11 protein-coding genes and 1 riboswitch are annotated in these 13,304 nt (G+C 37.7%); of the genes, 2 read left to right on the plus strand and 9 right to left on the minus strand.

The genetic code is table 11. The features are described 5' to 3' along the window. Positions 1 to 5 precede the first annotated feature (5 nt). Positions 6 to 1,700 (plus strand): methyl-accepting chemotaxis protein, encoded by a 1,695-nt coding sequence (locus NSQ74_RS19415; protein ID WP_340825518.1) that lies wholly within the window; start codon positions 6 to 8, stop codon positions 1,698 to 1,700. A 33-nt stretch (positions 1,701 to 1,733) separates the two neighbouring features. Next, entirely contained in the window at positions 1,734 to 2,120 is a 387-nt protein-coding gene (locus tag NSQ74_RS19420; RefSeq protein WP_340825519.1) for an STAS domain-containing protein, read from the plus strand. Positions 2,121 to 2,280: 160 nt separating this feature from the next. Here the strand turns inward: NSQ74_RS19420 and NSQ74_RS19425 are convergent, their stop codons facing one another. The 9 genes from NSQ74_RS19425 to resA all read right to left on the minus strand — a co-directional run bounded on the left by NSQ74_RS19425 (position 2,281) and on the right by resA (position 13,114). Continuing rightward, a complete protein-coding gene (locus NSQ74_RS19425; protein ID WP_340825521.1) occupies positions 2,281 to 3,627 on the minus strand; it encodes a sodium-dependent transporter in 1,347 nt (448 codons plus the stop codon). Between the two features lie 147 nt (positions 3,628 to 3,774). Then, the gene (locus NSQ74_RS19430; protein WP_340825522.1) at positions 3,775 to 4,362 is read right to left on the minus strand and encodes an ECF transporter S component; all 588 of its coding nucleotides are present in this window, start codon (positions 4,360 to 4,362) and stop codon (positions 3,775 to 3,777) included. Between the two features lie 227 nt (positions 4,363 to 4,589). Beyond that, positions 4,590 to 4,786, minus strand: a riboswitch (FMN riboswitch). A gap of 316 nt (positions 4,787 to 5,102) precedes the next feature. Beyond that, positions 5,103 to 6,401, minus strand: a complete 1,299-nt coding sequence (locus tag NSQ74_RS19435; protein ID WP_340825523.1) for an RNA polymerase subunit sigma — start codon at positions 6,399 to 6,401, stop codon at positions 5,103 to 5,105. Further along, positions 6,398 to 6,931 (minus strand): RNA polymerase sigma factor SigX, encoded by a 534-nt coding sequence (gene sigX, locus NSQ74_RS19440; protein WP_340825524.1) that lies wholly within the window; start codon positions 6,929 to 6,931, stop codon positions 6,398 to 6,400. The genes NSQ74_RS19435 and sigX overlap by 4 nt, the downstream gene beginning before the upstream one ends. 183 nt (positions 6,932 to 7,114) lie before the next feature. After that, complete coding sequence (locus tag NSQ74_RS19445; RefSeq protein ID WP_340825526.1) at positions 7,115 to 8,890, minus strand: ATP-binding protein; 1,776 nt, start codon at positions 8,888 to 8,890, stop codon at positions 7,115 to 7,117. Beyond that, positions 8,883 to 9,599: a response regulator transcription factor gene (locus NSQ74_RS19450; protein ID WP_024361488.1), complete on the minus strand. Its 717-nt coding sequence runs from the start codon at positions 9,597 to 9,599 to the stop codon at positions 8,883 to 8,885. The genes NSQ74_RS19445 and NSQ74_RS19450 overlap by 8 nt, the downstream gene beginning before the upstream one ends. A gap of 116 nt (positions 9,600 to 9,715) precedes the next feature. Beyond that, positions 9,716 to 10,897 (minus strand): c-type cytochrome biogenesis protein CcsB, encoded by a 1,182-nt coding sequence (ccsB, locus tag NSQ74_RS19455; protein ID WP_340825527.1) that lies wholly within the window; start codon positions 10,895 to 10,897, stop codon positions 9,716 to 9,718. Beyond that, complete coding sequence (gene resB / locus NSQ74_RS19460) at positions 10,894 to 12,567, minus strand: cytochrome c biogenesis protein ResB (protein ID WP_340825528.1); 1,674 nt, start codon at positions 12,565 to 12,567, stop codon at positions 10,894 to 10,896. The genes ccsB and resB overlap by 4 nt, the downstream gene beginning before the upstream one ends. Positions 12,568 to 12,580: 13 nt before the next feature. Continuing rightward, positions 12,581 to 13,114, minus strand: a complete 534-nt coding sequence (gene resA, locus NSQ74_RS19465; protein WP_340825529.1) for a thiol-disulfide oxidoreductase ResA — start codon at positions 13,112 to 13,114, stop codon at positions 12,581 to 12,583. Positions 13,115 to 13,304 lie beyond the last annotated feature (190 nt).

The raw sequence follows: 13,304 nt of genomic DNA on the forward strand, positions 1-13,304 counted from the left end.
TTTTTGTGAAATGGACAATCCGTAAAAAAATGAACTTACTTATTCTTACCTGTATTTTGTTAATGGTTTCTCTTATAGCAATAATTGATTTTTTTGAAGCTAAAAAGAATTTTTTAGAAAGTGCAAATGCCAAACTTTTATCGGATTTACAATTAAGTTATCAATATTTTGATGTTAAAATTCCTGGAGATTGGGACATTAAAAATAATGAATTATATAAAGGCGATGTTAAAATTGCTGGCAATTTCGATATTGTAGATGAGATTGGCAATCTAGCAGACGGTAATTTTGTGACAATCTTTCAGCACGATACACGAATTAACACAACTATTGTGGAAAACGGTATACGACAAGTGAACACGAAGGCTCCTAAAGAGCTTACTACTGCTGTGTTAGAGCAAAAAGAACGTTTTATCGGTACAGCTAATGTATTAGGTAGTATGTATCAAGTTGCGACAGAGCCAATTTTCAATAGCAAAGGCGACATCATCGGTATGTGGTCGACAGGCACGCCATCAGCGCCCTATATTAACATTGCTACAAAATATGTCCTTGAGAATGTGGCCATTTCATTAGGAATAGCGATTTTGATGTTTGTTAGCATTAGTTGGTTTTTACAGCGCCAAATTATTGGACCAATTAATCAATTAAGTTTAAATGCTAAAGAACTTGCTAATTTAAATTTAAACGTAAAAATATTAAATCCTAAAGGAAAAGATGAAATCGCCAATTTAGCACAAGCATTTAATAGTATGAAGCAGCGTTTAACAGAAACAATGACCATTGTCTCGAATAGCGCAAATCAAATAGCTAGATCCTCGCAGACATTAGCCGAATCATCACACCAAACAAGTGAAGCCTCAAACCAAATTGCCTTAACAATGAACGACATTTCAAATGGTACCACCATTCAATCAGACCAGGCTGAACGTATTGTTATGATGATGAAAACAACGATTGAGGAAGTAACCAATAGTTTAGAAAAAGCAGAAGCAACTTTAAATAGAGCAATTCAATCTACCTATATCGCCCACAAAGGAGAAGATGCTATTAGTGAAGCAATTAAACATTTAAATACAGTCACTCATACGGTTTCTTATGCAACCGATTCGATTCAAAAACTAGGCAAACGTTCCGAAGAAATAGGTGGAATTATTACTGTCATAACGGGTATTGCGGAGCAAACAAATTTATTAGCTTTAAACGCGGCCATCGAAGCTGCTCGAGCCGGAGATCAAGGAAAGGGCTTTGCTGTAGTCGCATCAGAAGTTCGTCAGCTTGCTGAGCAGTCAAGTTTGGCTTCTGGTCAAATTACAGATTTAATTAAAAACATACAAGCCGAAACTGCTGTGACCGTCCGAACTATGGAAAGTAATTTACTAGCAGTAGAAGAACAGGTGAACATCATTAGTAAAGGCGGACATGCCTTACAAGAAATCGTTGAACATGTTGTTGAAACAGAACAAGGTGTGAAACAAATGAAATCTGCATTCACGCATGTCAATGACAATTCATTAGGTGTTCAACAGGCAATACATGATATCTCACGCATTCTAGAAGATTCTGCGGCAGCTTCCGAAGAAATGGCAGCTACGTCTGAAGAACAACATGCAACTGTAGCTGAGATTTCACATAAATCAGAGGAGTTAGCGGAAATTTCTACTAAACTACAAAACGAAGTAAATAAATTTAAATTTTAATCTTTTAACTAAATGACACGGAGGAGCACTGAAATGAGTAAGAATAACATGATAAATATTGATTCAAAGACTGATTATATTTCAATCGCCTTTACAGGGAATTTAGAATATGGATTAATCGATGAGTTAAAAGAGGAGCTACATGCTATTAGTTTAGATACAAAGCATGGCTATGTAATTGATATGCAAAGGGTAACGAATATTGATAGTACTGGTTTTGGTATGATTATTAATTTCGCAAAGAAAGTTACGATTGCCGAAAAGAAAATCGCCATCATTGTGACAGATGATTTTATTCGTAAACTGTTCGCGATCTCACAATGTGACAAAGTATTCCCCATTGCAAAAAGTGAACTGCAAGCGCAGCAAATGATTAAAGAAAAAAACTGGTTAGGTGAGCTTGCCCTAAGTGAATATTAAGTGCCAGGCACTCACACAATTTTGAATTCTCCCAGAAGTAAAAATCTACCTAGCCTGCTGTGAGAACGTATAAACGAAGCCGCAACAATCGCGCGATAGCGAGTGTTGCGGCTTATATTGTGTCTGCAAGTGCCAGGCACTCAAACAATTTCATTCAATATTATTTTTGTAAAAGCATATTTAATAAAACAACGATAATAACGATCGGAACGACTACTAACATTAGCACGCGATAAGTCTTATAAAATCCCTGCCCCATTTGACTTCCCATGAGCAATTCCTTCTTCACAAAGCTTTTATCTACTACATAGGCAATAAAGATCGCAATCAATAAATTGCCCAATGGTAGCATTAAATTGGACACTAAATAATCAGTAGCATCAAAAATCGACTTTCCGAAAATGGATACATCCGCTAATAAGCTAGATGATAATGCCGATGGAATGGAAGCAATAAAAACAACAACTCCTAGCAACATCGTTAAGGCTGAACGTGACATATGCCACTTCTCCATAAATGCTGCAACAATGATTTCATATAAACTAAATGATGACGTTAACGTCGCAAATAAAAATAGTAATAAAAACAGCGCTAAAAATAGTTCACCAAAAGGCATTTGACTAAATGCTGTCGGTAGCACCATAAATAATAAGCCAGGCCCAGCTTGTGGCTCTAAATCAAAGGCAAACACTACAGGGAAAATAGCTAGTCCTGCTAAAAATGACACGAGCACAGTCAGTAAAACTACTGAGCCAGCAGAGTTTGGTAAACTAACATCCTTTTTCAAATACGAACTATATGTAACCAAACAAGAGAACCCTACTGCCAAACCGAAGAATGACTGCCCTAACGCCTCTAATAACGCTTTACCCGTTATATTTGAAAAGTCTGGCCATAAGAAGAATTTCACACCTTCCATTGCCCCATCTAATGTTAACGCACGAACAACAAGAACAATAAACATAACAAATAATAATGGCATCATCCACTTATTTGCTTTTTCAATGCCGTTTTGTACACCTAGTGAAATGACAAGTACATTTGCCAGTGTAAATAACGCTAAACCTAGTAACGTAATCCACGGAGTACTAATAATTTTTCCAAATAACTCACTGGGATTAACCGTTGAATCAATAACAGCCCCAGATACACCTAGGCCACTATAAATAAATATCCAGCCCCCTACAACACTGTAAAAGGTTAATAATAGAAAACAGCCAAGTACACCCATGCGTCCAACCCAAGCCCAAGCAGGTTTCGTTGGAACAACCTTTTTATAGGCTGTTATCGCCTCTGATTGCGTACCACGCCCTAAAATATACTCGGATAATAACATCGGTAGGCCAATCAACAAAGTGAACACCACAAATATAAGGAAAAATGCGCCGCCACCACTTTGCCCTGTGACATATGGTAGCTTCCATATTGCCCCTAGTCCAATCGCAGCACCCGCCGATGCTAAAATAAACCCTAACTTACCGGACCATTGTCCATTGTTTTCACTCATCTCTTCAATCTCCTCAAATCTAACTAATCTCACATTAATTGTACATTAAAATAGTAATTTAGACTAGTCAATTCCTGAAGATTCCAGTATGCTATTAGATCTATACACAAAAAACCCCGAGTAAGAATAAACTCGAGGCTTAATTTATTATTTTGATAAATACATTGTACGTTGTTGTTCAATCCATCTACGCATCGTTGTGAACAGTAACACCATGATAGCTGTTAATAGAACACCTTTTACGATATTAAATGGCAAAATACCTGCAATAATCATTTTATATAATGAATCGCCAACTACTGGCTCCATACCTAAGAAATAAGTGTACATCGGTAAAAATACTGCGTAATTTAAAAAGCTCATTCCTACTGCCATAACGATTGTTCCTGTTGCCAAACCTCCGACAAGACCCGCAATTGTTTTAAAACGGTTAAAAACAAATGATACTGGTAAAATAAATAATATACCTGTCACAAAGTTTGCAATATGTCCAACCGGAACCCCTGTAGGCGTACCCGAGAAAATCCAATCCAGTATATTTTTAAATAGTTCTACTAAAATACCCGCAACTGGACCCATTGTGATAGCTGCAAGTAAAGCTGGCATATCACTGAAATCCACCTCTAAAAATGCTGGGAACGGCGGAATCGGGAAATTAAAAAGCATTAATAAAAACGAAATACTACTTAGCATACCAATCGTAATAAACGATTGCAGTTTGATATTTTTCTTCATTGAAAACTCTCTCCTCTTTGCTGATTCAATCTTGCAAGAAGAAAGGTTACGACGTAATCGATTGTTTTTTCACGAAAAAACCCTTATGCACATCAGCATAAGGGAGAAAAGGCATGATTAAATAACGCCATTACTAGCTATTTTTTGTGCATACAGTGTAATTAGTAGACACACTGAAAAAAACGCTCGCACATAGCTTAATTCGTAACAACGAATGACGATCGTACCTTCATCTTCTCCCATCCAGACTATACTGTCGGCCTTGGAATCGCACCAAGTCAGCCATGCAAAAAAATCTTTGCACAGGTCGCGGGCTGAAGAGCCATTTAGTAAATCATGCGAGCTAATGTAGTTTAGTACAACACTAGCGATTTACAACTCTATTACCGCCGGTCGGGATTTTCACCCTGCCCCGAAGATGAATCAATATTATTTTATAAATTAACTATAATGTTTTATTACATAAAAGTAAATACTTCTGCTTAAAAAATTCCGATTAAATTTGTATGTTTTAATGAATGCTTCTATAAAAGGGCCATTTGATTTTCGAGTTCAGGTAATTCGAATTCAGCCATGAACGACGAATTCCGCGTTTTAGCACTGGGATTCCGCGTTTCAGAGCCTGAATTCCGCGCTTCAACAGCCGGATTCCGCGTTTCAGCACCCGATTTCCGCGTTTTCCCCATCAGACAACTCATACAAAAAACAGCTACCTCATAAAAGATAGCTGTTTTTCTTTGTTACTGCATTGTTTGTTTATTTGCACCTACAGGTATCGGTAAAAAATTTGTTAAATCAAAGCCTTCCCAACTATCCTGTACGACGTTATCTAAGCGTAGCTTTTTATCAAAGCTTGAAGCTGTCAGCATCATGGCCTCGATTAATTGCGTTGCCCGCACAGCATCCATTGTCATCAAATCCAGCGGTGCGTCAAAGGTGATGACAACACCACCATCTTCTTCTTTCACTGTGTACGTTACATTTTCAGGGATGACAGGTACATAAATATCATCTTTTTTATCACGCATGGCGATAAGTGCCTCTGTAACAGTAGGATATGTTTGGTGGAAGTCGGGCGATAAATATTCAGTACCATTTTCTTCTGTATATAAATAATAGTTGTAATGATTATCTTTCGTTAACTGTATAGGCTCACTTGGCTCACCAACCTGCGAAAATTCATAAGGAGAACCATCTGCATTTTTTAACGCAATCGCTTTATATTCAGAGTCGGAAAAAGTATCTTTTAACGAGCTTAAATATTTTGTTACAGAAGCTGAAGCTACATCGTAATCATTTTTTTTAGGTAAGACGTGAACTAGCGTCTCACCCTCTTCCTTCAACTCACCTTTGTATGGATGATAATTAGCAAAACCAAGTGCTTCCTCATCAATTTGTGGTGCGTATTTTTCATACATTTGTAGAGTTGTCGGCTTTTTCTTTCCAAAATCAGCCGTTAATTTTTCGTTCGGGATTACATAGGTCATTGGTATGCTATCAGCATTGCCACCTGGTAAGCCGATTCTAAATACTACTGCATTTGCTAAATCGTCTTCGTAAACTGATGTCCGAAGCGATAGCATTCGTGCATGTTCGGCACCGATATTCGCTTTCATCACACCATCTGCATTTTCATTTTCTTGTATAGCTCGATCCTCTTGCATCGTAGAAAAATTTTCAGGAGGGGCATTTGCCTCATCCTTAACTGGATTATTATTTGTTAAAAACACGTACCCTGCTATTGATAGTACAAAAACAGCTGCAATACTACTAAAAATAGGTAACTTACTCTTTTTACGCTTTTGCATCGGCTTGATGCTTTCATTCTCATGAGCAGCAATAGACCGCTCTTGCTCTTCAAGCACTTTTGAATCTATTGGTTGTTGCATTGCTTCTTGAAGATGTATATTATCTTGCAGACGTGAATCTGCTAGCAATCGTTTCAACACTTCTTCTTTCGAACGGTTATCAGTCAGCTTCGGGGCATTCTTCAACATTTGTTCTAGTTGTTCATCGTCGTCAAATTGTTTATGAGTCATTGCCTTTTCGCCTCCTGTTCCCTAACCTGTTGTAGCTGTTGCCTTAAAAATTTAATGGCTCGATGTTGCGTCGTCTTAACCTTTGCTTCTGTCCAATCAAGTATTTGCGCTGTTTCAGCAATCGATAAATCTTGGAAAAAGCGCATAATAATCACCATTTTTTGATCCCCTGTACAATTTTCAAGTGCAGACTCTATTTGCATTAATTCATCACTGGCCTGTAGCATATCTTCCGGTGATGGTGTGGTTGAATGTAGTTGTTCCGTTTCCCAGTCAAAAAAATCGAGCGAATGTTTTTTCCGCACTGCCTGCTTTCTAAAATGATCTATTGCGACATTTTTAGCAATAGCAAAAAGCCATGTTTTTTCACTGCTATTTCCTGCGAATTGTTCATACGATCGCAGAACACGAACGTACACCTCATGTGATAAATCCTCAGCAAGTGTACGATTTTTCACTAGATAAATAAGAAACTGGAACACGTCTTGATGGTATGAATCGTATAATCGATGGAACACGGAGTCATTCAAAGCACTCCACCCCCGTTCTCATAGTATTTGTCGTCTAACGCTCGCACAAGTTACATCTTAATTAATGATTTTTTGCTCAAAATTTCGCTATGTGCCATTCCCTGCACTAAAACTACATACAATCAGCTAACAGACTTTGGCATTAAGTTTTCGAATCAATGGGCTTCTAACGGACAATGTTAGTTAGTCGAAGGGTAAATAGAAAGTAAAGGTTGTTCCTTCTTTTAATACACTATCGACCATAATATTTCCAGAATGTGCCTTTACAATGTTTCGAGCAATAGCAAGCCCTAAACCTGTTCCCCCTTTAGAACGTGTACGCGCTTTATCAGCCTTGTAAAAACGCTCAAAAACATATGGTAAATCTTCCTGTGGAATACCATGTCCTGTATCCTGAACTGAGATTTTAGCAAATGTCGGTTCCTTCTCTACTTTCACAAAGACAGAACCTTCATCTGTATGACGCAGTGCATTATCAACTAAGTTCGTTAACACTTGTTCAATACGATCCTCATCCATGCTTATGACCGCATCTTCCTCAAACTCACTATTAAATAGGAGCTGTACATGCTTCTCTTTTGCTACTTGTGCAAATTTTTGCGTAATGCGCTCAAATGTCGCATTAATCGGTACTTCATCTTTGTATAATGTCATATGTCCAGATTCCATCCGTGCTAAATCCAATAAATCTGTAACTAAACGTCCCATACGCTTTGATTCATCATAAATAATTTTAGTAATCTCATTGCGCTCTTCTTGATCTTGTATAAAATCATCATCCATTAGCGCTTCTGAGTAGCCCTGAAGCATTGAAATAGGTGTCCGTAGCTCATGTGAAACATTGGCAATAAAGTCTGAGCGAAGCTTTTCTAGACGATGCTGTTCTGTCATATCACGGATAACAGCAACAGCTCCTCGTATCAATTCCCCACTATAGAGCGGGCTAATCGTAAATGTATAATAATTTCCATCCATCTCAATTTCTTCTTCCAGCTTATCTTCAAACATTAATACATGATCAAGCATATGATATAGTTCAGGTGGAATAGGCTTGGCACTTTGCGAGCCTTTATTGACAAACCATTTTTGCATTAAGCGTTCCGCAGGTGGATTGCTGAGTAAAATAGTACGATCCCGATTAAACGTTATAACAGCATCAGTCATAGAAGTTAAAATATTGGATAATTGCTCATTTTCTTGATTGATTACTTCTAAATTATGCTTTAACTGGCGCCCCATTTGATTGAATGCAACCGCAAGCTGTCCAATTTCATCGTTTTGCGTTGTCGGCATTTTTGCCTCGAAATTACCTTTTGCAATTTCAAATGCTAGCTCGCGCATTTTTCGTAGCGGCGAAGTAATACGTGATGAAAGGAAAAATGCAAAGAATGTCGTTAACACAAAGGCAATGAATGCCGCTAAAAAGACAATTTTCGTAGTCTCTTTGGACGTTTTATGTAACGCATCTGGACTTTGGTAAATAAATACAGCACCATGCACTTCATTTTCTACGTTTAGTGGGAAACCTAACACGACATACGATTCCATTTTTTCTTTATCAGTCGAGGAAGGCATCATCATTTCCTTAATGATTGGATCATCTGATTTGAAAACTTCATGGAACGCTTTATTCGCTAAAATTGCGCCTTGAATTTCTTTTTTGTTAACGCCTTCCTGCATCGCAAATGTTACTTCTAGATGATTAATGGCGATAAGCGCATTTGTACCATCAGGTAAAATATCTGTTAATAGTTGCGAAGTCGATTCGGCTGTTTCATTGTCATCCACTATACTCGCTATTGTTGCAGCCGTTTGACGCAACGAAATCTCGGCTTGCTGCATATGATAGTTTTGAAGGAATTCGAGCATTAAAACCGTGAAAACAAATAATACAAATGAAACGAGAAGCAATATGGTTACCCATAGCTTCCCGACAACACTGTTCCATATTCTATTCATTGACAACCTCAAATTTGTAACCAACGCCCCAAACAGTAACAATCATTTTTGCAGCGTTTTCTGATACACGATTGAGCTTCTCACGTAATCGCTTAACATGTGTATCTACTGTACGTAGATCCCCAAAGAAATCGTAATGCCAAACCTCTTTTAGTAATTGTTCACGGTCAAATACTTTGTCTGGAGATTTTGCAAGGAAATACAATAATTCATACTCTTTCGGTGTTAAATTTACTTCGATTCCCTCTGCAGTTACACGGTGTGCATCATGATCAATCATCAAGTGTTGGAATACCACTAAATCTTTTGATGAAGATGCATTTGTTGTAGGTGAAAATGCTTGTGAGCGACGCAAAATAGCTTTTACACGTAGCACTACTTCACGCGGACTAAATGGTTTTACAATATAATCATCTGCCCCAAGCTCGAAGCCTTGTACACGGTTCGCTTCCTCACCTTTTGCAGTTAATAAAATAATTGGAGTTGCAGCACGTTCTCTAATTTCTGCACAAACTTCTAGCCCATCTTTTTCAGGCATCATAATATCTAGTAAAATACAGTGATACTCTTTTTCTAAAGATTTCTCGATCGCTTCTTCACCATTCTCTGCTTCGTCGACTTGGTACCCTTCGCGCTCCAAATACATTTTTAATAAGCGGCGAATGCGATCCTCATCGTCTACTACTAATACTGAAATATTCTCTGACACTTTCACGATCCCTCTCTTCCAAACTTTCTCTATCCTCTATTGTACATGGTACACAACGTCTTGAAAAGAAAAGAAAGCCCTTTCGCCGCAGCGAAAAGGCTTTTCGTTTCCCATTGTTACGCGTAGGAGTGTAAACCTGCAAGAATTAAGTTAACAGCTATTAGGTTAAATAAAATAATACCAAAACCAATTAGTGCTAACCAAGCAGATTTTTCACCTTCCCAGCCCTTAGATAGACGTAGATGTAGGAATGCTGCATAGAATAACCATGTAATAAGGGCCCATACTTCTTTCGGGTCCCATCCCCAGAAACGACTCCACGCAAGTTGTGCCCAAATCATCGCAAAGATGAGTGCACCTAACGTGAAAACAGGGAAACCAATAATAACAGATCGATAACCAATTTCATCTAATAATTGCAGATTTACACGTTTAACAAGCGGCTGGAACAATGCGCTAATTCGACGACGTGCAATAAGACGAATTAACAAGTATAGTAATGACCCTACCAGTAAAGACCAAACAACTGTTGTTAATTTTTTCGCATTAATGAGTGCAGGCATTTCTACTAATGGAGACATGCCATGCTCCTCAACTGCCTCATAATCGTGCATGCCAAAAATTGGTGGCAAATTATAAGTAATTTGACGAGATACACCTTCTTTATCAAGATACGTGTATTTTGATTCGTAATCCATAACACTAAATGTAGATGAAACAGCAACAAAGCCAATTACAACAACTAAACAGTACATAACGGCTTCAAGCCAAAAACGTTGCTTTGAAGGCTTCTTTAAATCAACAACTTTTAATAAGTAAATTAAACCTGCAACTGCACTAATTGCTAAAATGGATTGACCCATGGCAGCTGTAATAACGTGAATTGTTAACCAATAACTTTGTAATGAAGGTACTAATGGACTTACTTCGCTCGGGAACATCGACGCATATGCAATAATTAAAAGCGCTACAGGTAACGCTACAAATCCTAATGCTGTCAGACGATAAATAAAGTAGATTAAAATGAATGCTGCAACGATAAACATCCCGAAAGCAGTTGTAAATTCAAACATATTACTTACAGGAGCGTGCCCTGTATGAATCCAACGTGTAATAAAATAACCAAGTTGTGCAAGGAAACCAACAATCGTCACTGTAATTGCAAGTTTACCCCATTTATCAGTATTTTTACCGGAAGCATTGGATTGTTTAATTGCACCGCCAAATAATAAGGTTGCTACTAGATAGGCTACAAATGCTACAAATAATAGATTCCCACTTAAGTCAATCAAACTCATAAGGTGTTGTCACCTTCCTTTTTATTATTGCCATGGCTTGTGGACTTTTCATCCTCTTCTGCTATATCTAACTGGTCATTATATTGTGGTAGACCAGCAAATGCAGTCACGGCATCTAAATCTTTTTTCATGCTAAACATATTTTTGTTTACGTGGGCAGCCATCAGTAATTTACCATCTGGCTCTACTTGTAACCAAAGACGACGGTGATTCCAATATGAACCAATCGCAACGCCAATCATGAAAATAATACCACCAACAAATAAAATAGGGATTGTGCGGTCTTTACGTATCGTAAAGCCTGACATATCTCGTGTTTCCACACTTGCAAATTTCATTTTGTATTGATTTTCGCCTAGTGGCTCTAGTGTTTGTTTAATAGCAACAAAGCTTGTTTCACCCTCTGGTGTTTCTGGTGTTGTCATTTTAAATAGAAATGCTGGATTATTAGGAACGGACGTCGCAGTTTGCGGTACACCATTTTCAAACCCAGAGAAGTCTGGCGTGTAGACAAGTAGTTTAACAGATGTACCATTTCCTAAATCATAGTCCTTTTTAGGGTTTGTTAAATCGATTTCTACTTTACCAAGTGATTGCTCAGTTGTTTTATTTACTAGTTCAAAATTCATTTGCTTCAATTCATTTAAACGATAATCCATTTGATATAATGCGTAGCCATCTTCTTTTAACGGATGGTTAACTCGAATTGAATAATCTCTAACCTTTTCTAGATTATCCGTATCACCAGCAATTGCATCTTCAGGCTGTTTGTATAACGTAACATTAGTTTGGAAGTTTTTCGCAACGACGTTCACGCCTTGTTTCAGCTGTTCGCCTTGTGGTGTATTATCATGTGTTTCTAAAATAAATTCATGATTTTCAATAAAATAACCTTCCATACCCGTTATTGCACGTGTTTCACCTTCACGTACCCATATCGATTCATCGACATAAAAACCAGGAACTAAACGCAACATAACCCCTGCTAAAAAGATAATGAGGCCTACATGATTTATGTACGGACCGTATCGCGCGAAACGCCCTTTTTCTGCTAACAAAGCACTTCCATCTCGACGAACATTATATTTCATCTCAGTCATTTTCTTTTCAACTTTATTAAGCATCTCTTCAGGACTTTCAGTTACTTGTCCTTCCGCAACAATACGTTGGCGCTTCATAAAGCTTTCATGGCGCTTTACTCGTTGATTTTTCAATGATTTATAAAGTGGTATACCACGGTCAAGACTTGCAACAATAATCGATACCGCAAGCATCCCAACTAAAATTTGGAACCACCAAGAGCTATATAAATCTGAAAGACCTAATGTATAATAGATTTTCCCCACGAAACCATAAACATCCTCGTAATATGCTCCCTTTTCAATGTCAGAAGCTTTTACGTAAAACTCTTGCGGTAATAAGGTTCCAATTGAAGCTGCTATTAATGTGATAATAATTAAAGCGATTCCAACTTTAACACTAGAGAAAAAATTCCAAATTTTATCGACAATTGTTTTGTTGTACGTTTTTGAGCGAATAGCCGTACCATCATAGCGCATATCGACAACTTTATTCTGTTTTTCTTCTTCGGTTAAAGGACGACCACATTTCTCACAGAGCTTCGTGCCAAACGGATTACTATGTCCACAAGCACAAATGATATTCTCCATCGTCAATTACCCCTCATTTTGGCTTTATTAATTCCATGTAAGAAGCGATATTCGCCTCTGTCATTTCTCCAGTCGTAATTTTAACTACCTTACCATCTGGATCAATTAAAACAGTTGCAGGTAAATTCCCAACATTATAGGCAGTCATAACACTTTTTGTTTTGTCAATTACTACAGGAAATGTAAGATCGTACTTATCGACAAAATTTTGTACTTCAAAATCTGTTTGTGCAATGTTGACAGCCAATGTTTGAACACCTAGGTCTTTAAAGACTTGATACTGGTTGTTCATAGCTGGCATTTCCTTCTCACATGGCTTACACCAAGTTCCCCAGAAATTCAAAAATACCCCCTGCCCTCTATAATCAGACAGTTTGTGTTTCTCTCCATTTAAATCTACTAACGTGAAGTTCGGTGCTTCAGAGCCAACTGCTACTAACTCTACCTTATCCTTTGTCGCTGTCCCGTAAACAGTGTACCCTATGGCAAGCGCCAAAATAACTAAAATAATGGTACGGGTTACAAGACGTTTTTTCTTTTTCTCCAAGTTAATAAACCCCCTACTCAAATACGCCTCGAGGTAATTATGTCGATATTTCGCATTTGAACAAGAAACATCTGTTATATCTCCCCGAGACTTACTTTGTTCAGCGTCTGCTGGATAAATTTAAAACTGGTGTACTATTCTCACCTATTATAGCAAAATGATACAAATTAACTTAGTTATTAATTATGAA

Origin of the sequence: Lysinibacillus sp. FSL W8-0992 (assembly GCF_038008685.1) — a bacterium.
GTDB lineage: Bacteria > Bacillota > Bacilli > Bacillales_A > Planococcaceae > Lysinibacillus.